General features: G+C 68.7%; 27 protein-coding genes and 1 tRNA gene. 16 read left to right on the top strand and 12 right to left on the bottom strand.

All coding sequences use genetic code 11. The features are described from left to right. The first annotated feature begins 47 nt into the window (after positions 1 to 47). From BZF57_RS02445 to BZF57_RS02435, 3 genes are read left to right on the top strand one after another with little or no spacing between them, the layout of a single operon-like run. Positions 48 to 476: a PTS sugar transporter subunit IIA gene (locus BZF57_RS02445; protein WP_086734228.1), complete on the top strand. Its 429-nt coding sequence runs from the start codon at positions 48 to 50 to the stop codon at positions 474 to 476. Positions 477 to 486: 10 nt separating this feature from the next. Further along, positions 487 to 765: an HPr family phosphocarrier protein gene (locus BZF57_RS02440; RefSeq protein ID WP_086734226.1), complete on the top strand. Its 279-nt coding sequence runs from the start codon at positions 487 to 489 to the stop codon at positions 763 to 765. Positions 766 to 798: 33 nt separating this feature from the next. Next, positions 799 to 1,596 (top strand): TrmH family RNA methyltransferase, encoded by a 798-nt coding sequence (locus BZF57_RS02435; protein WP_086734223.1) that lies wholly within the window; start codon positions 799 to 801, stop codon positions 1,594 to 1,596. A gap of 200 nt (positions 1,597 to 1,796) precedes the next feature. On the opposite strand, the gene BZF57_RS02430 is transcribed toward BZF57_RS02435, so the two are convergent. The 5 genes from BZF57_RS02430 to recR form a co-directional block, all read right to left on the bottom strand. Further along, positions 1,797 to 2,312, bottom strand: a complete 516-nt coding sequence (locus BZF57_RS02430) for a DUF3291 domain-containing protein (RefSeq protein ID WP_086734221.1) — start codon at positions 2,310 to 2,312, stop codon at positions 1,797 to 1,799. Between the two features lie 5 nt (positions 2,313 to 2,317). After that, complete coding sequence (locus BZF57_RS02425; protein WP_086734219.1) at positions 2,318 to 3,748, bottom strand: DNA recombination protein RmuC; 1,431 nt, start codon at positions 3,746 to 3,748, stop codon at positions 2,318 to 2,320. 77 nt (positions 3,749 to 3,825) lie between these two features. Then, complete coding sequence (locus BZF57_RS02420) at positions 3,826 to 4,167, bottom strand: hypothetical protein (RefSeq protein ID WP_086734217.1); 342 nt, start codon at positions 4,165 to 4,167, stop codon at positions 3,826 to 3,828. A gap of 4 nt (positions 4,168 to 4,171) precedes the next feature. Next, on the bottom strand, positions 4,172 to 4,744 hold the full coding sequence (locus BZF57_RS02415) for a peptide deformylase (RefSeq protein WP_086734215.1): 573 nt from the start codon (positions 4,742 to 4,744) through the stop codon (positions 4,172 to 4,174). A gap of 148 nt (positions 4,745 to 4,892) precedes the next feature. Further along, a complete protein-coding gene (recR, locus tag BZF57_RS02410; protein WP_086734213.1) occupies positions 4,893 to 5,489 on the bottom strand; it encodes a recombination mediator RecR in 597 nt (198 codons plus the stop codon). Between the two features lie 53 nt (positions 5,490 to 5,542). Here recR and fmt point away from each other — a divergent pair, with 53 nt between their 5' ends. From fmt to BZF57_RS20555, 4 genes are all read left to right on the top strand, one after another. After that, the gene (gene fmt, locus BZF57_RS02405) at positions 5,543 to 6,448 is read left to right on the top strand and encodes a methionyl-tRNA formyltransferase (protein ID WP_086734211.1); all 906 of its coding nucleotides are present in this window, start codon (positions 5,543 to 5,545) and stop codon (positions 6,446 to 6,448) included. Between the two features lie 79 nt (positions 6,449 to 6,527). Beyond that, a complete protein-coding gene (gene truA / locus BZF57_RS02400) occupies positions 6,528 to 7,268 on the top strand; it encodes a tRNA pseudouridine(38-40) synthase TruA (protein WP_086734209.1) in 741 nt (246 codons plus the stop codon). A 150-nt stretch (positions 7,269 to 7,418) separates the two neighbouring features. Further along, positions 7,419 to 8,528 (top strand): zinc-binding dehydrogenase, encoded by a 1,110-nt coding sequence (locus tag BZF57_RS02395; protein ID WP_086734207.1) that lies wholly within the window; start codon positions 7,419 to 7,421, stop codon positions 8,526 to 8,528. 319 nt (positions 8,529 to 8,847) lie between these two features. Next, the gene (locus BZF57_RS20555; protein ID WP_143738315.1) at positions 8,848 to 9,324 is read left to right on the top strand and encodes a HEAT repeat domain-containing protein; all 477 of its coding nucleotides are present in this window, start codon (positions 8,848 to 8,850) and stop codon (positions 9,322 to 9,324) included. Between the two features lie 129 nt (positions 9,325 to 9,453). Here the strand turns inward: BZF57_RS20555 and BZF57_RS02390 are convergent, their stop codons facing one another. The 3 genes from BZF57_RS02390 to BZF57_RS02380 are packed head-to-tail and all read right to left on the bottom strand — an operon-like array spanning position 9,454 to position 11,488. Next, the gene (locus BZF57_RS02390) at positions 9,454 to 9,837 is read right to left on the bottom strand and encodes a hypothetical protein (RefSeq protein ID WP_143738312.1); all 384 of its coding nucleotides are present in this window, start codon (positions 9,835 to 9,837) and stop codon (positions 9,454 to 9,456) included. A gap of 39 nt (positions 9,838 to 9,876) precedes the next feature. After that, positions 9,877 to 10,869 carry an asparaginase gene (locus BZF57_RS02385; RefSeq protein WP_086734203.1) on the bottom strand — a complete coding sequence of 331 codons (993 nt, stop codon included), beginning with the start codon at positions 10,867 to 10,869 and terminating at the stop codon, positions 9,877 to 9,879. A gap of 10 nt (positions 10,870 to 10,879) precedes the next feature. After that, positions 10,880 to 11,488 (bottom strand): GNAT family N-acetyltransferase, encoded by a 609-nt coding sequence (locus BZF57_RS02380; protein ID WP_086734201.1) that lies wholly within the window; start codon positions 11,486 to 11,488, stop codon positions 10,880 to 10,882. Between the two features lie 68 nt (positions 11,489 to 11,556). Here BZF57_RS02380 and BZF57_RS02375 point away from each other — a divergent pair. From BZF57_RS02375 to BZF57_RS02355, 5 genes are all read left to right on the top strand, one after another. Then, positions 11,557 to 11,632: transfer RNA gene (locus BZF57_RS02375), tRNA-Val, on the top strand. 90 nt (positions 11,633 to 11,722) lie between these two features. Further along, positions 11,723 to 12,598: a phosphate/phosphite/phosphonate ABC transporter substrate-binding protein gene (locus BZF57_RS02370; protein WP_086734199.1), complete on the top strand. Its 876-nt coding sequence runs from the start codon at positions 11,723 to 11,725 to the stop codon at positions 12,596 to 12,598. A gap of 79 nt (positions 12,599 to 12,677) precedes the next feature. After that, the gene (locus BZF57_RS02365) at positions 12,678 to 13,430 is read left to right on the top strand and encodes an SDR family oxidoreductase (RefSeq protein WP_086734197.1); all 753 of its coding nucleotides are present in this window, start codon (positions 12,678 to 12,680) and stop codon (positions 13,428 to 13,430) included. A gap of 38 nt (positions 13,431 to 13,468) precedes the next feature. Further along, the gene (gene asd, locus BZF57_RS02360; protein ID WP_086734195.1) at positions 13,469 to 14,317 is read left to right on the top strand and encodes an archaetidylserine decarboxylase; all 849 of its coding nucleotides are present in this window, start codon (positions 13,469 to 13,471) and stop codon (positions 14,315 to 14,317) included. 91 nt (positions 14,318 to 14,408) lie between these two features. Beyond that, positions 14,409 to 15,674 (top strand): FAD-dependent oxidoreductase, encoded by a 1,266-nt coding sequence (locus tag BZF57_RS02355; protein WP_086734193.1) that lies wholly within the window; start codon positions 14,409 to 14,411, stop codon positions 15,672 to 15,674. On the opposite strand, the gene BZF57_RS02350 is transcribed toward BZF57_RS02355, so the two are convergent. After that, positions 15,614 to 16,180: a TlpA family protein disulfide reductase gene (locus BZF57_RS02350; protein ID WP_169712916.1), complete on the bottom strand. Its 567-nt coding sequence runs from the start codon at positions 16,178 to 16,180 to the stop codon at positions 15,614 to 15,616. The genes BZF57_RS02355 and BZF57_RS02350 overlap by 61 nt on opposite strands. A 34-nt stretch (positions 16,181 to 16,214) precedes the next feature. On the opposite strand from BZF57_RS02350, the gene argH reads away from it, so the two are divergent. From argH to BZF57_RS02330, 4 genes are read left to right on the top strand one after another with little or no spacing between them, the layout of a single operon-like run. Further along, positions 16,215 to 17,591: an argininosuccinate lyase gene (gene argH, locus BZF57_RS02345; protein WP_086734618.1), complete on the top strand. Its 1,377-nt coding sequence runs from the start codon at positions 16,215 to 16,217 to the stop codon at positions 17,589 to 17,591. Continuing rightward, positions 17,591 to 17,830: a hypothetical protein gene (locus tag BZF57_RS02340; RefSeq protein WP_086734612.1), complete on the top strand. Its 240-nt coding sequence runs from the start codon at positions 17,591 to 17,593 to the stop codon at positions 17,828 to 17,830. Before argH ends, BZF57_RS02340 begins: the two co-directional genes overlap by 1 nt. A gap of 9 nt (positions 17,831 to 17,839) precedes the next feature. After that, on the top strand, positions 17,840 to 19,099 hold the full coding sequence (lysA, locus tag BZF57_RS02335) for a diaminopimelate decarboxylase (protein ID WP_086734191.1): 1,260 nt from the start codon (positions 17,840 to 17,842) through the stop codon (positions 19,097 to 19,099). Positions 19,100 to 19,106: 7 nt separating this feature from the next. Further along, a complete protein-coding gene (locus BZF57_RS02330) occupies positions 19,107 to 20,030 on the top strand; it encodes a precorrin-2 dehydrogenase/sirohydrochlorin ferrochelatase family protein (RefSeq protein ID WP_086734188.1) in 924 nt (307 codons plus the stop codon). 39 nt (positions 20,031 to 20,069) lie between these two features. On the opposite strand, the gene BZF57_RS02325 is transcribed toward BZF57_RS02330, so the two are convergent. The 3 genes from BZF57_RS02325 to BZF57_RS02315 form a co-directional block, all read right to left on the bottom strand. Then, entirely contained in the window at positions 20,070 to 21,083 is a 1,014-nt protein-coding gene (locus BZF57_RS02325) for a helix-turn-helix domain-containing protein (RefSeq protein WP_086734186.1), read from the bottom strand. Positions 21,084 to 21,232: 149 nt separating this feature from the next. After that, positions 21,233 to 21,787 (bottom strand): L,D-transpeptidase family protein, encoded by a 555-nt coding sequence (locus tag BZF57_RS02320; RefSeq protein WP_086734184.1) that lies wholly within the window; start codon positions 21,785 to 21,787, stop codon positions 21,233 to 21,235. 274 nt (positions 21,788 to 22,061) lie between these two features. Next, positions 22,062 to 23,351, bottom strand: coding sequence for an adenylosuccinate synthase (locus tag BZF57_RS02315; RefSeq protein ID WP_086734181.1), 1,290 nt, complete (start codon positions 23,349 to 23,351; stop codon positions 22,062 to 22,064). Positions 23,352 to 23,376: the final 25 nt, after the last annotated feature.

Raw genomic sequence — 23,376 nt, 5'->3', positions numbered from 1 at the left:
CGTAAGGCCTCCCGACGGGCGGGCAGTTAACGGACCCCTATTCACACATGATCGGCTTGATCCTGGTAACCCATGGCCGCCTCGCGGACCAATTCGTCGAGGCGATGGAGCACGTGGTCGGCCCGCAAGAGGCGATCGTCACGGTCTGCATCGGCCCCAATGACGATATGGAGCAGCGCCGCACCGATATCGCCAACGCGATCGGAGCGGTCGATACCGGCAAGGGTGTCATCATCCTCACCGACCTGTTCGGCGGCACTCCGTCCAACCTCGCGATCTCGCTGCTGGATGCAGGCCATGTCGAGGTGATCGCGGGCATCAACCTGCCGATGCTGATCCGCCTTGCCGGCGCGCGCAAGTCGATGGACGTCACCGCCGCCGTCCACGCCGCGCAGACCGCGGGGCGCAACTACATCACCATTGCCAGCGAATTGCTCGGGGCGGACACCGCGCCGCCCGCAAGGGCCAAAGCCTAGGGAGGCTGCCGTGGGGGAGGCAAGGCAGAGCGTCACCATCGTCAACCGCCGGGGCCTGCACGCCCGGGCAAGCGCCAAGTTCGTGGGGGCAGTCGCCGCGCTGCCGGAGGGCGTGAAGGTGACCGTGTCGAAAGCGCCGCACAGCGCGGCGGGCGGATCGATCCTCGGGCTGATGATGCTCGGCGCGGCCAAGGGCGACACCGTCGAGGTCGCGGTCGAGGGTGACGGGGCCGAGGCCGTGCTCGCCGACCTCATCGCGCTGGTCGCCGACGGCTTCGGCGAGGACTAGTGCCCGCGCCCGCGCTGCGCTAGGCGGCCGCCCATGCGCAAGCACATCACCGGATTTTCGAACCCGACGGTCAAGTACCTGCGGTCCTTGCGGGACAAGAAGCACCGCAAGCGCGCGGGCCAGTTCCTGGTCGAGGGGCTGCGCCTGCTCGAGGACGCGCGCGCCTCGGGCCGCGTGCCGCAGACGCTGGTGATGGCCGAGGGGCGCGCGCATCCGCTGCTCGAACGGCTCGAGGCCGACGTCATGGCGGCGGGCGGCGAGGTGATCGCGACCACTCCCGACATCCTCTCCAAGATCACCGGCAAGGAGAACGCGCAGGCGGTCGCCGGGGTGTTCGACGAGTGGGACACCTCGCTGGAGCGGCTCGACCGCAGCGCCGCGCCGATCTGGCTTGCCGCGCAGGCTTTGCGCGATCCGGGCAACCTCGGCACGATGCTGCGCACCTGCGACGCGGTGGGTGCGGGCGGCCTGATCCTGATCGACGACTGCGCCGATCCCTTCAGCGCCGAAGCCGTGCGCGCGAGCATGGGGGCGGTCTTCACCGTAGGGCTGGCACAGGCGCGGTGGGAGGATTTTGTGGAGTGGCTGCGTGCGGGAGAAGGCCAGCTGGTCGCCGCTTCGCTGCGGGATGCGGTGCCCTATCGCGGGGCTCCGTATCAGGCGCCGTGCTTCATTCTGGTGGGCAACGAATCGCAAGGGCTGCCCGAGGATTACGAATTGGCCTGCGACCTCAGGGTCACCATGCCGATGAAAGGCCGCGCGGATTCGCTGAACGCGGCGGTCGCGGGCGCGGTGCTGGCCTACGAGGTGCTGGCCGCGCTCGACGCATAAGGCGGACAAAGCGGACACCCTGTCCGCTTTGTTCCCGAGCAATTTTCCTCGTTTTTTTCGTTGCTTGGCGATCATTGCCGCAAGCGGACGGACACGGAGTGCGCGCGCGAAAACGCAAACTGGCCGGGGTCAGGGGGCGGACGATGCGAAAGAGCCAGCCCGGAGAATGGCGACATCCGGCGCAGTAGGAAAGCCGTCGCTCACGCGTTGCCGATGCACCACGGGTCTGGCTTCATATCGACCGGCGGCGTGCCCTCGCCCGGCTGCGGGAAGCGCGCCTTGAAGGTGAAGCTCTGCAGGGTCGGGCCGTAGCGGTCGAGCATCCACAGGCGCGAGAGGCCCTCGTCAATGCTCGGGCGGTGGCCTGCGGGCACCCACCAGAGGGCCTGATAGGCGCTCTCGAAGCGGTGGAAATACTCGCGCCGCCGCGCCATTTCGGGCGTGTGGCCCGAGCGGTAGACGAAGTCGAACAGGCTTTCCGCATCCTGCCACACTGACATGTTGACGAGCAGCAGCGGATCGGAGGCGACGTCGAAATCGGTCGCGTTGCCGCTGTCCGATTGCAGCCGCCAGACGAAACCGGGCGAGGCATCGGCTATGGCGTTCACCTTGTCGAGCGCGTCGAAGAAAGGCTGCACGCGGGGATCGCCCTCGGGCGCAAGCAGCTTGCCGATGTTGATCTGCGCCAGCTGCCAGCCCTGTGCCCCGCTACCCATCCGCCCTACTCCGCCGCGTCGCGCTTTGCGCTTTCGTCATCCTTATCAGGCGCTTCGAGCGCTGCAACATCCTCGGCATTGTAGCGCGGCGCGCTCGCCACCAGAGGCACCTCGTCGATCTCGCGCTTGCCGATCTCGACGCCCTTCTCGGCCAGTCGCCGGCCGGAGGACAGCACGTTGCGCTCGAAGGAGCCGACGAACTTGTTGTAGTTGTTGACCGCGCTTTCCAGCCCCCCGCCGACGCGCTTGAGATGTTCGGCGGCGGTGGCGAGGCGATCATAGAGCTCGGCGCCCATCCGGCCGATTTCCTGCGCTTCCTTGGCGAGGCCGTCCTGCCGCCACACCTGCGCCACGGTGCGCGCGATCGCCACGAGGTTGGTCGGCGTCGCCAGCAGCACGCGCTTGTCGAAGGCGAAGTTCCAGAGGTCCGGATCGGCCTCGAGCGCGGCGGCAACGAAATGCTCGCCGGGGACGAACATCACCACGTAATCGGGCGCGTCCTCGAACTGCGACTGGTAGGACTTGGTGCCCAGCGTCTGCACGTGATTGCGCATCGAGCGCACATGATCGGCGAGCGCGCGGGCGCGGGCTTCGTCGTCGGTGGCCTCGAAAGCCTCCTGATAGGCGTTGAGCGAGACCTTGGAATCGATCACCAGCACCTTGCCGCCCGGAATGCGCACGATCGCATCGGGACGCAGGCGGCCGTCCTCGGTGTCGATCGAGTGCTCCATCACGAAGTCAGTGTGCTGCGCGAGCCCGCATTGCTCGAGCAGGTTCTGCAGCGCCCGCTCCCCCCAGCGCCCGCGCGCCTTGGGGGCATTGGTGAGCGAATTGCCGAGCCGCTGCGCCTCGCGCCGGACCTGCTCCTGGCCTTCGCGCATCGACTGGATCAGCCCCGCGAGCTGCCCGAAGGCATCGGTGCGCTTGGCTTCGAGATCGGCGACCTGCTTTTCGTAACTCGCCAGCTTTTCTCCCACCGGCGAGAGCAGCGCCTTGATCTTCTCCTCGCTCGCCTTCTCGGAATGGCCGAGGCGTTCCTCGGCGCGCTTGAGGAAGGCTTCCTGTGCGCGGTTGAGCACCTGTGCGCCCGTATTCTCGAATTCCTTGAGCAGGTTCGTGCGCGACTCCTCAAGCAGCCGCTTCTGTTCCTCGAAGGCGGCGCGCTCGGCGCGGAAGCGGGCGTTTTCCTCGCGTGCGGCGTCGAGTTGCTGAGCCAGTCCGTCCGCACGCGCGGCGCGTTCACCGAGTGCTGCAACCTCGACCCGCGCTGCGCCCAGCTCGGCGATGGCGCGGGCGAACTTCGCCTCCTGCTCGGCCGCAGCAGCCTCCCCCGCAGCAATCCGCGCGCGCAGATCGGCAAGCGGGCGCGAGGCAAGAAACCAGCCGAGCGCGGCGCCGGCAAGCAGGGCAATGATCGAGAGAATCGCGGAGTCCATTCGACAAGCCTACATGGAACGAATGGAGAACGCCAGAGGCCGCGATGCGATTTCCGACAGGAAAGCTGGGCCCCGGATCAAGTCCGGGGCGGGGAGGATGAGCGTTCGGCGTCGCCCTCCGCCGGAATGCGGCGTGCTTTCAGCAGCCAGCGTAACGCTTCGATCGCACCCGCGCCGGCGGCCACCGAATAGAGAACGATCCACGCCTGACTCGCATCGGGATCACGCCATTTGTAGGCCAGCAAAACCGTCCAGTTTGCCGTCATCAGGATCCAGAACAGGCCCTGCCGAACATGCTGGGCGCGGGTCTGCGGCTTCTTTGGTGCGTAAGGGTCCCAGCTGGTGACGAACCACACGAACATGCCGAGCAACACGACAAGCGGCGCGTAGCTCAGCCATCCGGGCCACCCGCCGGTCATGGCGCTAGGCAGCCCTTCTGATCTTTTCCAGCTTCTTCAGCACCATCGCCCGCTTCAACCGCGAGAGGTGGTCGATAAAGAGGATGCCTTCGAGGTGGTCCATCTCGTGCTGCAGGCAGGTCGCGAGCAGGCCTTCGAGGTGTTCCTCGTGGGTGTTGCCCTCGAGGTCCTGATAGCGGACCGTGCAGGTCGCCGGGCGATCGACGTCGGCGTAGATCTCGGGGACCGAGAGGCAGCCTTCCTGATAGGTCGACAGCTCCTTGGCCGGATCGAGGATCACCGGGTTGATGAACACCCGCGGTTCCTTTTTCGTGGCCGGGTGCGTGTGCTTGTGCCCGTCATGCGAACATTCGACCGGCGGCGCGTCGGGATCGTCGGGCTGGAGATCGATCACCAGCACCCGCTTGGGCACGCCGACCTGGATCGCGGCAAGGCCGATACCGGGGGCATCATACATCGTCTCGAACATGTCTTCGACGAGCGTGTTGAGCTCGGGGCCGAACTCGTGGGGTTCGACCGGGGTCGAGACGGTTTTAAGCCGGGGGTCCGGCACTTCAAGGATTTCGCGGATAGCCATGCGGGGCAAAATAGGCGGATGAGGCGCGAATTACAACGCCGCGGATGCCCACCCCGCTGCGACTAGCCAGCAAGCTGGCAAGTCTCGCACCCCTCCCGCTTGCCCCCGGCCTTCGCCGGGGCGGGTATCGGGGTTGGGGGTGGGAATGTCAGCCGACGGGCCGCCGCGCCCGTAGCGCCTGCGCCAGCGTGCCCTCGTCGAGATAGTCGAGCTCGCCGCCGACGGGCAGGCCGTGGGCGAGCTGGGTGACGCGGACGGGGTGCGCGTCGAGCCGCTCGGCGAGGTAGTGGGCGGTGGTCTGGCCCTCCAATGTCGCGTTCATGGCGAGCACCACCTCGTCGATCCCGCCCGCTTCCACGCGCGCGAGGAGGCTGGCGATGTTGAGGTCTTCGGGGCCGATGCCGTCGAGCGCCGAGAGCCGCCCGCCGAGCACGTGGTAACGCCCGGGGAAGAGCCGCGCGCGGTCCAAGGCCCAGACGTCGGAGACCTCCTCCACCACGCACAGCGCGCGCGCATCGCGGCGCGGATCGGCGCAGATGGCGCAGGGGTCGCGGGTGTCGACATTGCCGCAGATGTGGCACTCGACCAGCGTCTCGGCGACCCCTGCGAGCGCCTCGAGCAGGGCGGGGAGCGCAGACTCGCGGTGCTTGACCAGCCACAGCACCGCCCGCCGCGCCGAACGCGGGCCGAGGCCCGGCAGGCGGGCGAGCGCGGCGCTCAATGCCTCGATCTCTTGCGATGCCATGGGGTCAGAGATAGGGGCTGCGCTTCGCTTCACAAAGGCTCGCGGCAAAGCTTATGCGCATCATCTTCATGGGGACGCCGGAATTCGCGGTTCCGGCTTTGCGCGCGCTGCATGAAGCGGGGCACAAGGTGGTGTGCGTCTACACCCAGCCGCCGCGTCCGGCCGGGCGGGGGAAGAAGCTGATGCCCTCTCCGGTGCAGCTTGAGGCCGAGCGGCTGGGGGTGCCGGTGCGCTCGCCCGTGTCGCTGCGGGGTGTGGAGGCGCAGGCGGAATTCGCCGAGCTGGATGCCGATGTCGCGGTGGTCGCGGCCTATGGCCTGATCCTGCCGCAGCCGGTGCTCGATGCGCCGCGCCATGGCTGCCTCAACATCCACGCCTCGCTGCTGCCCCGCTGGCGCGGCGCGGCCCCGATCCACCGTGCGGTGATGGCAGGCGACGCCGAGACGGGCGTCACCATCATGCAGATGGAGGCCGGGCTCGATACCGGGCCGATGCTGCACAAGGCGCGCACGCCGGTCGGGACGAAGACGACGGGCGAGCTGTTCGCGGAACTGGGCGCGATGGGCGCGGCGGCGATGGTCGAGGTGCTCGCCGATCTCGCCGCCTTCCCGCCCGAGGTGCAGGACGAGAGCCAAGCGATCTATGCCCCCAAGATCGACAAGGCGGAGGCGAAAATCGACTGGGCGCAGGATGCCGCCGCGATCGAGCGGCTGGCGCGCGGCCTTGCCCCCTTCCCCGGCGCGTGGTTCGAGCTTGGTGACGAACGCGTGAAGCTGCTGCTCGCCGAGGTGGCAGACGCCAGCGGTGCGCCCGGCACCGTGCTCGACGAGGATTTCACCATCGCCTGCGGCTTCCGCGCGATCCGCCCCCTGCGGCTCCAGCGCGCGGGCAAGCCTGTGCTGGACCGCGCCGAGTTCCTGCGCGGGCGGCCGGTGGCAAGCGGGACCACACTTGCCTGATCCGTTCGCCTCGAGCGCAGTCGAGAGGCCGGAGACAGGTGTCTCGACTTCGCTCGACACGAACGGCTAGGGGCGGAGCATGACCCGCTTCGCCCTCACCCTCGAATTCGACGGCACGCCGTTTTTCGGGCTGCAACGCCAGAGCCATGGGCCGAGCGTGCAGCAATCGGTCGAGGATGCGCTCCAGCGGATCACGGGCGAGAGCGTGGTGATGCACTCGGCCGGGCGCACCGATGCGGGGGTGCATGCGCTGGCGATGCGCAGCCATGTGGACATCGCAAAGCCCTTCGATCCCTTCCGGCTGATGGCGGCGGTCAACGCCCAGCTGCGCCCCGATCCGGTCGCGGTCACGGCCTGCGAGGTGGTGCCGGACGACTGGCATGCGCGCTTTTCCTGCACCGGGCGGCGCTATCTCTACCGCATCGTGAACCGCCGCGCGCCGTTGACGCTGCTCAGGGACAAGGCGTGGCACGTGCCCCAGCCGCTCGACGCCGAGGCCATGCACCGCGCCGCGCAGGCGCTGGTCGGGCGTCATGATTTCACCACCTTCCGCTCGGTCCATTGCCAGGCCGCCGATCCGGTGAAGTCGCTCGACCGGCTCGACGTCGAACGGGTCGGCGAGGAAATCCACATCCACGCCGCCGCGCGCTCGTTCCTTCACCATCAGGTGAGGAGCATGGTGGGATGCCTCAAGCTGGTCGGCGCTGGCACATGGCCCGAGAGCCGCATCGCCGAGGCGCTCGCGGCGCGCGACCGCAATGCGCTCGGCCTCAACGCCCCGCCGCACGGGCTCTATTTCGTCGAAGCGACCTATCCCTGATTCGTGCCCACCCCTAACCCCTCCCGCAGGCGGGAGGGGAGCGAGACTGGCAAGCTTGCTCGCTAGTCGCAGCGGGGTGGGCCTTCGCCAAAGGTTGCGAAGCGCAACCAGAAACCCTAGGCCCGCCAGCGACAAAGGGAGACGATCGCCATGACCACCGGAAAGCAGCTCTTCACCACCCTCACCGCCGACGGCAAGCTGACGCTCGAAGTGGCGGAAAGCCAGTTCCCCGAGCCCAAGGGCAATCAGGTGCTGGTCAAGATGGAAGCCGCCCCCATCAACCCGTCCGATCTCGCGATCCTCACCAGCGCGGCCGACTTCGAGACCGCCGAATACACCCCCGGCAAGGTCGTCGCGACCATGCCCGAGCCCTTCCTCACCGGCAACAAGGCGCGCCACGGCCAGCGGCTTCCGGCGGGCAACGAAGGCGCGGGCACGGTGATCGCGGCGGGCGACAGCGACTATGCCAAGAGCCTCGTCGGCCAGCGCGTCGCCTGCGTGCCGGGCACCGCCTTCTCGCAATATGCGATTGCCGATGCGATGATGTGCCTGCCGCTCGGCGAGCATTCCTCCGAGGTCGGCGCCTCCAGCTTCGTCAACCCGATGACCGCGCTGGGCTTCGTCGAGACCGCGAAGATGGAAGGGCATTCCGCCATCGTCCACCTCGCCGCCGCCTCGAACCTCGGCCAGATGCTCAACCGCATCTGCATCGAGGACGGGATGAAGCTGGTCAACATCGTGCGCAAGCCCGAGCACGTGGCGATGCTCAAGGCGCAGGGCGCGACCTATGTCGTGGACTCCTCGGCCCCCACCTACATGGCCGACCTGCGCGCCGCGATCGCCGAGACCGGCGCCTTCCTCGGCTTCGACCCGATCGGCGGCGGGCAGGCGAGCGACGGGGTGCTGAAGGCGATGGAGCAGGTCGCGGTCAGCCAGATGAGCGAGTTCTCGCGCTATGGCTCGAACCAGCAGAAGAAGATGTACATCTACGGCCGCCTCGACCTGTCGCCGACCGTGCTGACGCCGTCCTATGGCCTCCAGTGGAGCATCGCCGGCTGGCTGCTGACGCCCTTCCTCCAGCGCGCCGGCTTCGAAACTGCCGCCCGGATGCGCGCGCGGGTGCAGGCGAAGCTCACCACCACCTTCGCCTCGCATTACAAGGCGAAGGTGACGCTGGAGGGGATGCTCGAGAAGGCAGCGATCACCGACTACCGCCAGATGAAGACCGGCGAGAAGTACCTGGTCACGCCCTGGGGGTGAGGGGCGATGTCCCACCCTCCTCTTGAGAGGAGGGTCGCGAGACTTGGCCCGGACTTGATCCGGGCCTGGTCGCAGCGGGGTGGTGCCCGCCGCAAAGCGCGACGCTGGCGCGCCGCGCCACCACCCCTGCCCCTCCTCTGAAGAGGAGGGGGAATAGAGCCTCCCCTCCATCGTCGTCCCGTGCTTGACACGGGGCGACGGGGATTGCGACGTTTCGAGCACAACCCGAATGGCAGCTTTCAGCGATCGAAAAACGACGCCCGAATGACCGCAAGTGGGTGGATTGCGGAAACTGGGCGATTTAAGGTAAGTCATCACAGTGGATGACGACTACCTCCCCAGCTCTGATTTCCTTTGCAGCATAGCGAACGGTCAAGTTCCGCTGAGCGGAAGTAACTTTGCCGAGCAGAATTTGATGCTGCTCATCTCCCTCACGCGAGACAATGACGTGTCTAATCGCGACTGGGCGACGATGCTGCTAGCAATGCAGGAGATCGATACCCCAGCGGTCCGTTCGGCATTGCTTTTCGCGGCTGAAGACACGGATTCTTCGGTTCGTGCTGAGGCACTTGAAGGCCTGGCGATGCGCGACAAAAACCTCGTCTTGCCATTGATTGAAAGAGAACTCAGTGGAGAGGAGTGCGCTTTAGGCACTTTCGAAGCAGCGAGGCTAGCAGCGCACCCATCCCTGCTACCGCGCCTGCGAAACTGGAAGAGCATTTCCACATTAGGGCCGCACATGCTTGCTTCGATTTCTGATGCAATAGCGGCTTGTGAAGCATCCCTAGACAAGTGAGGATAAATGACCGCTTTGGGGTCGATAGCCGACCCTCAGCCATTGGCAGGAGACACGCGGAAGTTAGCGTTCCCTCCTCACCCGCCAAACGCCGCCTGCATCACCGCGACACCGGTCACTTATCTTGCGCTATTCCTCAACGAAGCGCGTCCCGCATTTGGAACATTCGGACCGGAGCGGCAAATGGGCGCCGCCATATTGCTTCCCCCAGACACGCGTCCAGAAGCGGTCGTCGCGTCTCACCCGCTCGTCATCCCGGAAGTCCCCGAACGCGGGGTAGCCGCAAGAGTGGCATGTGATGTTGAACACCATGATCGCGGGAATGAAGAGGACCAGCCCCACGGCCGACGGCCAGAAATAGCCGAGCGGCCAACCGATGAAGCAGGTCAGGGCGAAAAGGCCGCACCCGATGGCCGCAGGCCATTGCCACCGGCGCGCCACGGCATAGCGCTTGGGGATCGGGGCGTTATCTGCATCCATGCCATTGCTGTAGCAGCGTGCGGCCGCGTTCACCACGGGGCGTGAGGCATCGATCGCGCGAGCGCCAACCCCTCACCCCGCGTCAAACGCCGCCTGCACTGCCGCCGCGTCGGTAACCCCATTCGCCACCAGCACCATCAGCAGCACCCGCGCGCGGGCTGGGCCGAGGGCACGCGCGGCGACCAGTCCGAGGGCATCGTCGTCCACCTCGACATTGCGGTCGACCAGCCCCTCGTCGACCCGCGAGGCGCGCACCACCGGCACGCCCGAAGCCGCCGCGCGGGCGAGGGCCTCCAGCACCACGGCGGGCGCATTGCCCTGTCCCATCCCGGCGAGCACGATCCCCTTCGCGCCGATGCCGAGCAGCGCCTCGACCGGCTTGGCGTCCATCCCCGCCCCGGCGGTGAGGATCGCAACGCGGGGCAGCTCCGCCGGGAAGGGATAGCGTGCTGCCTCTCCGGTGCGGTGCGCGGGGCCGAACCAGTCGAGGCTCGAGGGGGTGACGCGGGCGAGCGGCCCTCTCGGGAAAGTGCGGAAGGCGTCGATGGCGCTGGTCGCGGATTTGCGCGCATCGCGGACGGCCAGCACCGCATCGCCCATCACCAGCATCACCCCGCGCCCGCCCGCGACCGGATCGCTCGCCACCTTCACCGCATTGGCGAAGTTGCGCATCCCGTCCGCGCCCACGGCATCCGCGGGGCGCATCGCGCCGACGAGGATTACGGGCTTGGTGGTGGGGAGCGTCAGGTCGAGCAGGAAGCCCGTCTCCTCCGCCGTATCGGTGCCGTGGGTGATGATCACCGCGTCAATCGCGGGGTCGTCCATCGCCCCCAGACAGGCCGCGTGGAGCGCCTGCCACTCCGCGAACCCGATGTCCTGCGAGCCGATGCGGGCGATCTCCTGCGGCACCAGTTCCGCGGCGAGCCCGAGCGCCGCGAGGTGGCCGACCAGCACCTCCAGCGACAACCCGCCGGGGCGATAGGCCGCACCCGTCCCGCCTGCGCCCGCGCCAGCAATCGTGCCGCCGGTGCCGAGGACGAGGATGCGGGGGGTGCGGGTGCTCATGCGCCCGCCCCTAGCCGCCGCACGCGCCCTCGCCTAGCTGTTCATCGCCGAACTGTTCGAACACCGCCGCCAGCCCCGGCACGTCACTTTCCGCACGCAGCGCAGCGAGCGCGTCCTCGATGTCGATCGCCATCTCGGTCACCCCGCTCTCGTACCCCACCCCCTTCGCCCCGAGGGAGCGTGCCAGCGCCAGCGCCGGGCGGTTTTCGGGGAGGACATGGACGGTGAAATGCTCGTACCCCTCGCGCGCGCAATCGAGCAGCAGCACCGCAGTCAGCAGCCGCGCGAGGCCCTTGCCGTGATAGGCATCGACCACCGCGACCGAGAATTCGGCGGCCTCGGGGTCGTCCTTGTCGCGGAAGGCGTGGACCACGCCGAGGGCAGGCGTCTCCGGCAGATCGCTCCTGAGCGCACCCCAGGCGAGGTGGTCGTGCCCGTCGGGCGACGCGAGCGCGCGCAGCACATGGGGCGGCGCCTCGCGCATCCCCGAAAAGAACCGCAGATAGCGCGACTGCGGCGAAAGCTGCGCGATGCCCTGCTTCAGCCGCGCCTCGTCCTCGCGGCGGACGCGGCGGATGCAGACCGGGGTGCCATCGTTGAGCTGGGTGAAAATGGCCATCGGATGCGCCTTCTACCAGCTTGACCCCGCCGCCGACACCGCTAAACCGCCGGAGCCCACGCGCCGTGGGGCGGTTAGCTCAGTTGGTAGAGCATCTCGTTTACACCGAGAGGGTCAGCGGTTCGAGCCCGTTACCGCCCACCAGTTTTCGCTAGATGAACCCGTCCGGGGGACGGGTTCACGCGAAAACTCCCGAGCGAAGCGAAGGGCTTGCTCAACGTTGGAGCCGCCACCATGAACCGCCTGCGCACGCTTTTCCGCCTGACAGGCGCGCTCCTCGCCGCCCTCGCGCTTCCCGCCGCCGCCGCGCAAGAAGCGCCGCTGGTGCTCGGAAGCTACGCCTACCCCGGCATCGACCGCGCGCTTGCGCTCGCGCCGCTCGCTGACGTGGTCGAGGACGCGGCGGGCCAGCCGGTCGAGGTCCGGCTCTACAAGGACCCCGACGCGATCGCCGCTGCGGTGGCTGCGGGCGTGGTCGATGTTGCGGTGCTCAATCTCGGCGCATGGCTCGGCGCGGCGCGCACGCCCGGGCTGGTGCCGCTGGCGACCTTGCAGCCTTCTGCCGCCGTGCAGGACCGCTATCGCGCGGTGCTGCTCGCCCGCGCGGGGCTGGACGTGGGGGGACTCGCGGATGTGGCCGAAGCCGCTCCCGGTCTGCGATTGGCGGCGGTTCTGCGCGGATCGACCTCGGGCGGCCTCGTCCAGCTGGCCGCGCTGGCCGAGGCGAAGGCGGGTGCGCCCCACTCGCTCGCAATCACCTATGCCGGCTCGCACGAGGCGGCGCTGGCGACGCTGATCGCGGGGAACGCCGATCTGGCGGCACTGGCCGAAACGCCGTGGCGCAAGTGGCGGGAGGCCAATCCCGACGCCGCCGCGCCGCCAGTGGAAATCTGGCGGTCCGAGCCTCTGCCCTCCGGCCCGGTGGTGTGCCGCCCCTCTCCCCGCCTCGATTGTGCGCAGCTTGCCACAAGCCTCGCAAGCGAGAACGCGGAGACGCGCGCGGCAGCGCAGGGGATTGCGCAAGGCTGGCCCGAACTCGCCGGCGCCGAGCGGTTCACGCCCTATGATGCGGCCCGCTACGCCCCGCTGATCGCCGCTGCCGCGCCCTAAGCGAAGCAAGTCCCACGCATTTGATCAGGCGCGCAGGCTGTGACATTCGGGCAGGCGTGATGGCGAAAGGACGAGAGACATGGATCTAGGGCTCGAAGGCAAGACCGCGCTGGTGCTCGGCGCGAGCAAGGGGCTGGGGCGCGCGATTGCCGAGGCTCTGGCGGCGGAGGGCGCGGGCGTCATCACCGTGGCGCGCTCGGGCGCGGGGCTGCCGGGGCGGCTCCACATCCACGCCGATCTCGACGCGCCCGAAGCTCCGCAGGCGATCATCGACCGGGTGCGCGCGGGCGGCGCCTCGCCCGATATCCTCGTGCTCAACGCGGGCGGCCCGCCGGTGGGCGGCGCGGCGAGCACCACCCCGGCCGATTTCGCCGCGGTGCTGCCGCGGATGTTCAACGCCCAGCTCACCCTCGCGCAGGAATTCCTGCCCGATATGCGCGCGCGCGGGTTCGGGCGGGTTCTGGCAGTCGCCTCGACCAGCCTCGTCACGCCCATCGCCGGGCTTGTCTTGTCGAACGCGGTGCGCGCGATGCTCGCCTCCTGGTGCAAGACGCTGGCGAACGAGGTCGCGGCGGACGGCGTGACGGTGAACCTGCTGCTCCCCGGCCAGATCGCGACCGACCGGCTGACCAGCCTCCACGCCGGGATGGCCGCGGCGCAGGAGCTCGAGGCGGCGCAGGTCACCGCCCGCTCGATCGCGGCGATTCCCGCCGGAAGGCTCGGGCGGCCGGAGGAGTTCGGCGACATCGCCGCCTTCCTCGCCTCCCCGCGCGCAAGCTTCATCACGGGCAGCGCGATCAAGGTCGACGGCGGGCAGACGCCAACGCTCTAACTTGCGCCCGCGCGCCGAGGCCCCTAGCGCACGTGCCCATGTCCGACCTGTTCATCGCGCTCCAGCACATCGTCCCGCAACACGCCCTCTCGCGCCTTGCCGGGCGCATCGCGTCGAGCGAGACACCGTGGCTGCGCGACGCGCTGATCCGCCGCTTCGTCGCGGCCTATGGCGTCGATCTGTCGCAGGCCGCGCGCGGGATCGGGGAATTCGCGAGCTTCAACGATTTCTTCACCCGCGAATTGAAGCCCGGCGCGCGTCCGCTGGCCGATGCGGAGCGCTTCATCCTCTCGCCTGCCGATGGCGCGGTGAGCCAGCTCGGCCCGGTCAGCGGCGGGCGGATCATTCAGGCCAAGGGGCGTGATTACTCGGTGGCCGAAATCCTCGGCTGCGGGGCGGAAGAAGCCGCGCGGTTCGAGGGCGGGAGCTTCATCACGATCTATCTCTCCCCCAAGGACTACCACCGCGTCCACATGCCCGCCGCCGGCACGCTGGCCGAGACCACCTACATTCCGGGCGACCTCTACTCGGTCAACACCGCCACCGCTGCGGGGGTCGACCGGCTGTTCGCACGCAACGAGCGCCTCTCGTGCCGCTTCGACGGGCCGGACGGGCATTTCGCCAGCATCATGGTGGGTGCGATGATCGTCGCCGGGATCGACACGGTGTGGCCCAACCGCTTCCGCACCCATGTCTCCGCGCCCGTCCACGAGGACTTCGCCGGGCAAGGCCGCAGCTTTGCGGCGGGCGACGAGATGGGCCGCTTCTACCTCGGCTCCACCGTCGTCCTGCTGTTCGAGCCGGGCCGCGTGGCATGGCGCGACGACTTGAAGCCCGGCGATCCGCTGCGCATGGGCGAGGCGCTCGCAACGCGCCTTCCCGGCTGAGCGTACAGCTTTTGCACTAAATTCACTGGTTCCCCGCTAGCCCCGCGATAACAGGGGTTTGCGCGCGTTGCGCGCTGCAAGGGGCATGGGCATGGAGCCGCTCGGGATTGCCATCATCGGCTGCGGGCCTGCGGGCCTTGCCGCCGCACTGCTGCTGGCGCGGCAGGGCCATGCGGTTTCGGTCTTCGACCAGTTCGTCTCGCCCGGCCCCGTCGGTTCGGGGCTGATGATCCAGCCGAGCGGGCTGGCGGTGCTCGCCGAGCTCGGGCTCGCCGCCGAGGTGGTGGCGCGCGGGGCGCGGATCGACGCGCTTCAGGGGATCGAGGAACACGGCAAGACCGTCCTCGATGCGCCCTATGCGGCGCTCGGGGTGCCCCACGCCTTCGGCCTCGGCATCCACCGTGCGAGCCTGTTCGATGTTCTGCATGAAGCCGCCCTCGCCGAACCGCGCATCGCCATCCACGCCGGCCATGCGGTCACGGGAAGCACCTGCGGCGCGGGCGGCCGCCGCCTGCTGTTCGAGGGCCGCGAGGCCAGCGCGCCTTTCGATCTGGTGGTCGATGCGAGCGGGTGGCGCACCCGCTTCGACCCTTCGCCGAAGAACATCCTCCCCTTCGGCGCGCTGTGGGCGAGCCTGCCGCTGGCGCCGGGCGATCCCTTCGCGGGGAACCTCCTCGAACAGCGCTATCGCCGCGCAAGCCAGATGGCGGGCGTCCTGCCTATCGGCATGCGTAGCGGTGGTGCGGGGCCGGAGGTTGCCTTCTTCTGGTCGCTGAAGGCGGAGGATTACGCCGCGTGGGAAGCGACCCCGCTCGATGAATGGAAGGCCGAAGTCCTGCGCCTGTGGCCCGCGCTCGAGGGTCTGCTCGCCCGGATCGAGCGCCGCGAGCAACTGACCTTCGCGCGCTATGCCCATCGCAGCCACCCGGCTCCCGTGGGCGAGCGGATGATCGCCATCGGCGACGCATGGCATTCGGCCAGCCCGCAGCTCGGGCAAGGCGCGAACATGGCGCTGCTCGATGCGTGGAGCCTTGCCCGCGGGCTCGCCGAGGGGCGTACGCTGGCGGAAAAGCTGCGGCTCGCGGCCGGATGGCGCAGCGATCATGTGTGGCTGTATCAATGGGTGACGAAGCTCTTCACCCCGCTCTACCAGTCGGAATCGCGCTATCTTCCGGCGATCCGCGACCGCTTGCTCGCCCCGCTTTCGCGCCACTGGCCCGCGCGCGGCATTCAGGCGCAGCTGATGAGCGGGCTCTTCGGCTTCCCGCTCGCCCCGCTCGGCCTTGCCCTGCCCGATTATGCGGGCTTGAGCGCGTCCCTGACCATCGCGGCGGCCTCGGGCGAGCCCCAGTCATAGCCGCCCGGCACCCGCAGCACTTCCTTGCCGCTCGCATCGAACAGGATCGTCAGCGGCAAGATGCCATCGGGGGTGAACTGCGCCGAAAGCTGCGTTCCGGTATCGAGCCAGGGTTCGAGATGCTGGAACTTGCCCTTGGCGAAGAACGGCGTGACCAGCTCGGCCCCACGGATATCCTGGCTGACGGTGACGACCCGCACCTCGCCCTCGAGCATGCCTGCAAGCGCATCGAGCTGCGGCATTTCCTTGACGCAAGGCGGGCACCACGTCGCCCACAGGTTGAGCAGCACCGGACCGTCCTGCGCGCCCAGATCGAGCTTGCGCCCCGCCGCATCGGTGACGGTGATCGCCGGGATCGGCGTGCCCGCGAAGCGGCGCTCCACCAGCCCCGCCGCCGCCTTTGCTTCCTGCGCGCCCTCAGCCGGTTGCGCTGGCGCTTCGGCGGCCCTATCGCATCCCGCCAGCAGCAGGAGCGAACACGCGAGAATGAGCGACGAGCGGGACATGACGGGCTCCGATCAGGGTGCGGCGACCAACGCCATGTGGGGCGGCCGCTTCGCCGATGGCCCTAGCGCCATCATGCGCGAAATCAACGCCTCGATCCCCTTCGACAAGGCGCTGTGGCGGCAGGACATCACCGCGAGCAAGGCCCATGTCGCGATGCTCGGCGCGCAGGGGATCATCCCGGCGGAGGACGCCGTCACCATCGCCGCCGGGCTCGATACGGTCGCTGCCGAATATGAGGCGGGCGGCGTGCCCGAGGACTGGGACCGCGAAGACATCCACATGACCACCGAAGCCCGGCTTGCCGAGCTGATCGGGCCGGTCGCAGGGCGGCTCCACACCGCGCGCAGCCGCAACGATCAGGTCGCGACCGATTTCCGCCTGTGGGTGCGCGACGCCTTTGGCCAGATGGACGAGGGGCTGGCCGCCTTGCAGCGCGCACTCGTCACCCGCGCGGGCGAGCACGCTGCGAGTATCATGCCCGGCTTCACCCACCTTCAGACCGCGCAGCCTGTGACCCTCGGCCACCACCTGATGGCCTATTACGAGATGTTCCGGCGCGACCGCGCGCGGATCGCCGATGCGCGGGGCCGCATGAACGAGTGCCCGCTCGGCTCGGCGGCGCTGGCGGGCACGGGCTTCCCCATCGACCGCGAGGCGACCGCGCACGCGCTCGGCTTCGACCGCCCGACCGCCAACTCATTGGACGCCGTGTCCGACCGCGACTTCGCGCTCGATTTCCTGTGGTCCTGCTCGGCCACCGCGCTCCACCTCTCGCGCCTCGCGGAAGAGCTGATCCTCTGGGCGAGCCAGCCCTTCGGCTTCATCCGCCTGCCCGACAGTCTGTCGACCGGCAGCTCGATCATGCCGCAGAAGAAGAATCCCGACGCTGCCGAACTGGTGCGCGGCCATAGCGGGCGGGTGATCGGAGCGCTTACCAGCCTGATGATCACCATGAAGGGGCTCCCGCTGGCCTATTCCAAGGACATGCAGGACGACAAGCCGCCGGTGTTCGAGGCGGCAGGCCTGATGGCGCTCAGCATCGCCGCGATGACGGGCATGATCGCGGGCGCGACCTTCAACACCGCCCGGATGCGCGCCGCCGCCGAACTCGGCTATGCCACCGCGACCGACCTGGCCGACTGGCTGGTGCGCGCGCGCGGCATCCCCTTCCGCGAGGCGCACCACATCACCGGCGCCGCAGTGAAGCTCGCCGAAAGCCGCGGCGTTGCGCTCGACCAGCTCCCGCTCGAAGACCTCAAGGCGATCGATGCGCGGATCGACGAAAGCGTCTATGCTGCGCTCTCGGTCGATGCCTCGGTCGCGGCGCGTGCGTCCTATGGCGGAACCGCGCCGGAGCGGGTAGCGCAGCAGGTGGCCGCAGCGCGCGCGGCGCTGGGAATGGAGGAATGATGCGGATCGTCGCCATCACGGGCCTTGCGCTGGCGCTCGCCGGCTGCGGCACCGTCTCGCCCCTGACCCCGCCCGAAGGTGCCAAGGCGCCCGACGCCCCCTATGGCGCGGCGACCACGCCGTCGGCCGAGGAGCTCTTGCGGCGCGAGGCGCTGGCCGCGCCCGAGCGCAGCGTCGAACTGCGTCGCCGCTCGGAGGAACGCCAGGACGATCCCTTCGATCTGCCCCCCGAAGACTGACGAGCCCCGATGGACCACTTTACCTACCGTGACGGCGTGATGCACGCCGAGGACGTTCCGCTGCCGGTGATCGCCGAGGCGGTCGGCACCCCCGTCTATGTCTATTCGCGCGCCACGCTCGAACGCCACGCGCGGGTGTTCCGCGATGGCCTTGCGGGCGTCCCCGACAAGCTGATCGCCTTCGCGGTGAAATCGAACCCCAACCTCGCCGTCCTGAAGGTGCTTGGCGCGCAAGGAATGGGCGCGGACGTGGTCTCGGTCGGCGAGATGCGCCGCGCGCTCGCGGCGGGGATCGCGCCGGAGATGATCGTCTTCTCGGGCGTGGGCAAGACCGCAGCCGAGATGGTCGCCGCGCTGGAAGCGGGGATCGGCCAGTTCAATATCGAGAGCGAGGAGGAGGGCGTCGAGCTTGCCGCCATCGCCGCCGCGCGGGGGATGACCGCGCAGTGCACCTTGCGCATCAATCCCGATGTCGATGCGGGCACCCACGACAAGATCTCGACCGGCAAGGCCGACAACAAGTTCGGCGTGCCGATCAGCGAGGCGGGGCAGATCTTCGGCAAGCTCGCTGGGCTGCCGGGGGTGAATTTGCGCGGCGTGGCGGTGCATATCGGCAGCCAGCTCGCCGATCTCGCGCCTTTGGAGGCTGCCTTCGAGAAGCTCGGCGCGCTGGTGCAGGCGCTGCGCGGCGCGGGACACGAGGTGACCCATGTCGACCTCGGCGGCGGGCTCGGCGTGCCCTACCGCGTGGGCGAGGTGCTCCCTGCGCCGGCCGAATATGGCGCGATGGTCGAGCGGGTGACGAAGGACTGGGGGGTCAAGCTGATCTTCGAGCCGGGCCGTGTGATTGCGGGCAATGCCGGGGTGCTGCTGACCCGCGTAGTGCGGGTCAAGCGCGGGATCAAGGACCCCTTCGTGATCGTCGATGCGGCGATGAACGATCTGGCGCGACCCGCGCTCTACGGGGCCTATCACCACTTCGAGGCGGTCGCGCCCAAGGGCGGACAGATGACCGCCAATATCGTCGGCCCGATCTGCGAGACGGGCGATACCTTCGCGATGGGCCGCGACTGCGACGCGTTGGAAGCGGGCGATCTCGCCGTGTTCCGAACCGCGGGGGCTTACGGCGCGACGATGGCCTCGTCCTACAATTCGCGCGGCTTCGTGGCCGAGGTGCTGGTGGACGGGGACAAGTTCGCCGTGGTCGCCGACCGGATCGAGGCAGGCGCGATCATGGATGCCGAGCGCGTGCCGGAATGGCTGCTCTGACCCCCCTATGAGCCGTATCGCCAGCCTGCCGCTGTTCCACCAGATCGCGGGAAAACAGGTGCTTGTCCTCGGCGAAGGCCCGGCGGCTGAGCCCAAGCGGCGGCTGGTCGAGCGTGCGGGGGGCGTCATCGTCGAGGATTTCGCCCGCGCGGTCGATGAAGGCGTGCGGCTTGCTTTCATCGCCTTCGAGGACGCTCAGGCTTGCGAGGTCGCGGCGATCAATGCGCGCTGTGCGGGGATGCTGGTGAACGTCGTCGACCGCCCGGAATTGTGCGATTTTACAACACCTTCGATCCTCGATCGCGATCCGCTGCTGGTGGCGATCGGCACGGGCGGGGCTTCGGCGGGGCTGGCCAAGCATGTGCGGCTAAGGCTCGAGCGGGTGCTGCCCGATACGCTCGGCGCGCTGGCGCGGGCGCTCGAGGCGGCGCGGCCTTTGCTGCGGCAGCGCTATCCCGAGGGGGCGGCGCGGCGGCGGGCGGTGGACGAGGCCCTGCGCGAGGGCGGCCCCCTTGATCCGCTTGATCCGCAATCTTTTCAGCGGGTTGCCGCCTGGGCCGAGAGCGGCATTTCCACTCTTTCGGCCCAGACCGAGCTGATCCTCGTCACCAGTCCCGATCCCGAAGACCTGACCCTGCGTCAGGCACGGCTGCTGGGCGAGGCCGATGTGCTGCTGGTCTATGGCGACGTTCCGCCCGCGATCCTTGCCCGCGCCCGCGCCGATGCCGCGCGGCGCGTGTTTCACGTGGAACAGGGGGCACAAGCGGGGGGCAAGCAGGGGTCTGGCGGGGGTCTGGAGGGGGGCGAGACGGGGTCTGAACCGGGCAAGGCGGGGTCTGGCACCGGGCTGCAAACGGGTGCTGCCGAGGCCACCCAAACGGGCGGGACCCGGCCGGGACTGACGGTCGTGCTTCACTGGCAGCCGGACTGAGTTCCTGTCCGGCGGCGGAGCGCCCGGCTCCGGCCCCGGTCAGGCCGCTTGCAGCACCGGCTGGCGCAGGCTCGCGAAATAGCCCGACATGGCGGCCAGCGCCTTCTCGCTCAGCGCGATGAAGGCGCGGCGGCGGTCGGCGGGATCGGGCACCCGCACGAAGATCCCGCTCTCGACCATCTGCGTCAGCCAGCGCAGCGCCGTGGTCGCCGGAACGCCCGCCGCGATGCACAGCGAGGTCACCGAGACCTGCACGCCTTCGCCATGGGCGGCGGTCAGATCGAGCAACATGTCCCACGCCGGATCGCCGAACAGCGCCGGATCGAAGAAGCGGTTGCGCGCCTGACGGTTGGCGATGATCTGGCGCACCACCTGCGGATCGGGCAGCGCTGCCCCTTCCTGCGGGCGCGGGGCTGCGGCACCGAAGCCCGCCACCAGCCCGCCTTCGGGCGCGTGATAATCCCGCTTGAACTCGCCGAGCACGGGCGAGCCGCCGGCCGGCGCATGGCTCAGCCGGTCAAGCGAATGGGCAATCGCCTCGACCTGCTGCGAGAGGCGCAGCAGCGCCACGCGGTCTTCCTCGCCCATTTCGCGCAGGCGCGCCGCCCCCGCCTCCCCCATCACGCGGCCGACCGCGATCACGCGTTCGGCACGGCTGGGGCTGACGAGAATCTGGGGGTTCGACTGGTCGAGCACGGCGAAGACATCATCGAGGCCCGCAAGATTGGTCGCCACGATCAGCTTCGCGCCCGAGCGCGCCACGCGCATATCGAGCCGCGCGAGGCCTGCGAGGATCATCGCATCGATCCCGCGCGCACCGCTGACCGGGCAATCGACCACCACCACATCGCCGAGCAGGGCAATCGGCCCTTCGAGCAGCGAGCGCAGATTGCCACCGTCGATCGAGCGGAACCCCGCTCCGCCAAGGTCCGCGCCGATCTGGCGGCGCAGGCGTTCATCCTCGGCAAAGATCGCGACGCGCGCGGGCAATCCGGCGCCATCGTCAGCGCAGCCATAGGAAAAATCGTCGGCGGGAGAGGTGTGGGTCAGCATCGAATCGACTCCAACAATGTTGGAACGATTATGGAACAAAACGCGATCAGGTCAAGTAAATCCGCGTAATCTCTGTAGGATCGGCCCTGCGGAAAGCCTCTCCTGCCCCTCCACCACCTGCGGTGGTCCCCCTCCCCTGTAGGGGAGGATTACGGTCTGATCTCGATCGCCGTGCCGTCGGGGACGATGCGCCACAGCTCCTCGATCTCGTCGTTGGAAAAGGCGATGCAGCCGTCGGTCCAGTCGCCCGGCATGCGTCCGAAAGGGAGCGAATTGGGCTGGCCGTGGAGGAAGATATCGCCCCCGGGCGAGCGCCCCCGCGCGCGCGCGAAAGCGCGGTCGGCCGCGTTGGGGTAGGAGACCTTGAGGCTGAGGTGATAGGCGCTGCCGGGGTTGCGGCCCTCGATCGTGTAGGTGCCCTCGGGCGTGCGCTCGTCGCCCTCGAACTGCTTGTGGCCCTTCGGCGCGTCGCCGAACTGGAGGCCGCGCCACGCCTTGACCGGCTGGCCGCCCGCATAGGCGACCATCAGCCGCTCGGACTTGTCGACGATGAGATAATCGACGGTGGTGAAGCGCTGCTCGGGAATAATCCGCGCCGCCTCGCGCGCCAGCGGCGTCTGCGACGAGGGACCCTGCGCTTCATCCGCGGGCGGTGCGGCGCAGGCGGCGAGGAGCAGCAGGGGGAGGAGAGCGGCGCGCTTCATGACGGCCATTCTATGGTGCGATGTTCGGGCCTGCAATAACGGCCCGGCGGAAGGTTACGCGGCTATGCCGCGGGGGTTTCTCGCAGAGGCGCAGAGAAGAAAGGGGAGGCGCGGAGGTGTTTTGCCTGCCGAAGGCACTTCAATGATTTACCCCGGTGCGGCTTGTCGCCATGTCGGAGAAGGAATGCGGCTGCGCCGCGGGCGCGACATCTCTGCGCCTCTTTTTCCTCTGCGGTCTCTGCGTGAAACCCGCGGCGCAGCCCCGTAACCTTCTTCAATCGACGAACGGATCGCGCATCAGGATCGTGTCGTCACGCTCGGGCGAGGTGGACACCAGCGCCACGGGGCATTCGATCAGCTCCTGGATGCGCTGGATATACTTGATCGCGTTGGCGGGGAGATCAGCATAGGACCGCGCGCCTGCCGTGCTCTCGCTCCAGCCGGGCATTTCCTCGTAGATCGGCTCGCACTGGGCCTGATCGGCGGCGTGGCTGGGGAGGTAGTCGTAGACCTTCCCGCGCAGCCGATAGCCGGTGCAGATCGCGACCTTCTCCAGCCCGTCGAGCACGTCGATCTTGGTGAGCGCGATGCCGGTCACGCCGCTGATCGCGCAGGACTGGCGCACCAGCACCGCGTCGAACCAGCCCACGCGCCGCTTGCGGCCGGTGACGGTGCCGAATTCATGCCCCCGCTCGCCGAGACGCTGGCCGATCTCGTCTTCCAGTTCCGTCGGGAAGGGACCGCTGCCCACGCGGGTGGTGTAGGCCTTGACGATCCCCAGCACGAAGCCGGTCGAATTGGGGCCGAGGCCCGAGCCCGACGCCGCCGTGCCGCTGACGGTGTTCGACGAGGTGACGAAGGGATAGGTGCCGTGATCGACATCGAGCAGCACGCCCTGCGCGCCTTCGAACAGGATCTTGGCGCCCGCGCGGCGGACCTTCTTGAGGCGCTTCCACACCGGCTGGGCGAAGCGCAGCACGAAAGGCGCGATCTCGCGCAGTTCTTCGAGCAGCGCGGCGCGGTCGACCGGGGGCTGGCCGAAGCCGGCGCGCAGGGCATCGTGGTGGGCGCAGAGGCGGTCGAGCTGCGGTTCAAGGGTGTCGAGATGCGCGAGGTCGCACACCCGGATCGCGCGGCGGCCGACCTTGTCCTCGTAAGCCGGGCCGATCCCTCGCCCGGTGGTGCCGATCTTGCCCTTGCCCGCCGCCGTCTCGCGCAAGCCGTCAAGATCGCGGTGAAGCGGCAGGATCAGCGGGCAATTGTCGGCGATGGCAAGGTTGTCGTCGGTGATCGAGACCCCCTGCCCTTCGACCTTGGCGACCTCGTCGCGCAGCGCCCACGGGTCGAGCACCACGCCGTTGCCGATCACCGAGAGCGTGCCCGAAACGATGCCGGAAGGCAGCAGCGAGAGCTTGTAGGTCTTGCCATCGATCACCAGCGTGTGGCCGGCATTGTGGCCGCCCTGGAAGCGCACGACGGCATCGGCGCGGCTCGCCAGCCAGTCGACGATCTTGCCCTTGCCCTCATCGCCCCACTGGGCGCCGATCACGGTGACGTTGGCCATTGCTATCCTTATCCGGCTGGCGGGA

The organism is Erythrobacter colymbi (assembly GCF_002155685.1).
Taxonomy (GTDB): domain Bacteria; phylum Pseudomonadota; class Alphaproteobacteria; order Sphingomonadales; family Sphingomonadaceae; genus Erythrobacter; species Erythrobacter colymbi.
This window is presented reverse-complemented; position numbering and strand designations above follow the sequence as displayed.

Excerpts from the sequence above, each read along its gene's own strand:
- BZF57_RS02435 (WP_086734223.1), top strand. The coding sequence starts at position 799 with ATGCGCAAGCACATCACCGGATTTTCGAACCCGACGGTCAAGTACCTG.
- BZF57_RS02385 (WP_086734203.1), bottom strand. The coding sequence starts at position 10,869 with ATGAGCACCCGCACCCCCCGCATCCTCGTCCTCGGCACCGGCGGCACG.
- fmt (WP_086734211.1), top strand. The coding sequence starts at position 5,543 with ATGCGCATCATCTTCATGGGGACGCCGGAATTCGCGGTTCCGGCTTTG.
- BZF57_RS02420 (WP_086734217.1), bottom strand. The coding sequence starts at position 4,167 with ATGACCGGCGGGTGGCCCGGATGGCTGAGCTACGCGCCGCTTGTCGTG.
- BZF57_RS02425 (WP_086734219.1), bottom strand. The coding sequence starts at position 3,748 with ATGGACTCCGCGATTCTCTCGATCATTGCCCTGCTTGCCGGCGCCGCG.
- BZF57_RS02315 (WP_086734181.1), bottom strand. The coding sequence starts at position 23,351 with ATGGCCAACGTCACCGTGATCGGCGCCCAGTGGGGCGATGAGGGCAAG.
- BZF57_RS02415 (WP_086734215.1), bottom strand. The coding sequence starts at position 4,744 with ATGGCTATCCGCGAAATCCTTGAAGTGCCGGACCCCCGGCTTAAAACC.
- recR (WP_086734213.1), bottom strand. The coding sequence starts at position 5,489 with ATGGCATCGCAAGAGATCGAGGCATTGAGCGCCGCGCTCGCCCGCCTG.
- argH (WP_086734618.1), top strand. The coding sequence starts at position 16,215 with ATGTGGGGCGGCCGCTTCGCCGATGGCCCTAGCGCCATCATGCGCGAA.
- BZF57_RS02380 (WP_086734201.1), bottom strand. The coding sequence starts at position 11,488 with ATGGCCATTTTCACCCAGCTCAACGATGGCACCCCGGTCTGCATCCGC.
- BZF57_RS02395 (WP_086734207.1), top strand. The coding sequence starts at position 7,419 with ATGACCACCGGAAAGCAGCTCTTCACCACCCTCACCGCCGACGGCAAG.
- asd (WP_086734195.1), top strand. The coding sequence starts at position 13,469 with ATGTCCGACCTGTTCATCGCGCTCCAGCACATCGTCCCGCAACACGCC.
- BZF57_RS02365 (WP_086734197.1), top strand. The coding sequence starts at position 12,678 with ATGGATCTAGGGCTCGAAGGCAAGACCGCGCTGGTGCTCGGCGCGAGC.
- BZF57_RS02340 (WP_086734612.1), top strand. The coding sequence starts at position 17,591 with ATGCGGATCGTCGCCATCACGGGCCTTGCGCTGGCGCTCGCCGGCTGC.
- BZF57_RS02370 (WP_086734199.1), top strand. The coding sequence starts at position 11,723 with ATGAACCGCCTGCGCACGCTTTTCCGCCTGACAGGCGCGCTCCTCGCC.
- truA (WP_086734209.1), top strand. The coding sequence starts at position 6,528 with ATGACCCGCTTCGCCCTCACCCTCGAATTCGACGGCACGCCGTTTTTC.
- BZF57_RS02325 (WP_086734186.1), bottom strand. The coding sequence starts at position 21,083 with ATGCTGACCCACACCTCTCCCGCCGACGATTTTTCCTATGGCTGCGCT.
- BZF57_RS02350 (WP_169712916.1), bottom strand. The coding sequence starts at position 16,180 with ATGTCCCGCTCGTCGCTCATTCTCGCGTGTTCGCTCCTGCTGCTGGCG.
- BZF57_RS02330 (WP_086734188.1), top strand. The coding sequence starts at position 19,107 with ATGAGCCGTATCGCCAGCCTGCCGCTGTTCCACCAGATCGCGGGAAAA.
- lysA (WP_086734191.1), top strand. The coding sequence starts at position 17,840 with ATGGACCACTTTACCTACCGTGACGGCGTGATGCACGCCGAGGACGTT.
- BZF57_RS02355 (WP_086734193.1), top strand. The coding sequence starts at position 14,409 with ATGGAGCCGCTCGGGATTGCCATCATCGGCTGCGGGCCTGCGGGCCTT.
- BZF57_RS02445 (WP_086734228.1), top strand. The coding sequence starts at position 48 with ATGATCGGCTTGATCCTGGTAACCCATGGCCGCCTCGCGGACCAATTC.
- BZF57_RS02320 (WP_086734184.1), bottom strand. The coding sequence starts at position 21,787 with ATGAAGCGCGCCGCTCTCCTCCCCCTGCTGCTCCTCGCCGCCTGCGCC.
- BZF57_RS02430 (WP_086734221.1), bottom strand. The coding sequence starts at position 2,312 with ATGGGTAGCGGGGCACAGGGCTGGCAGCTGGCGCAGATCAACATCGGC.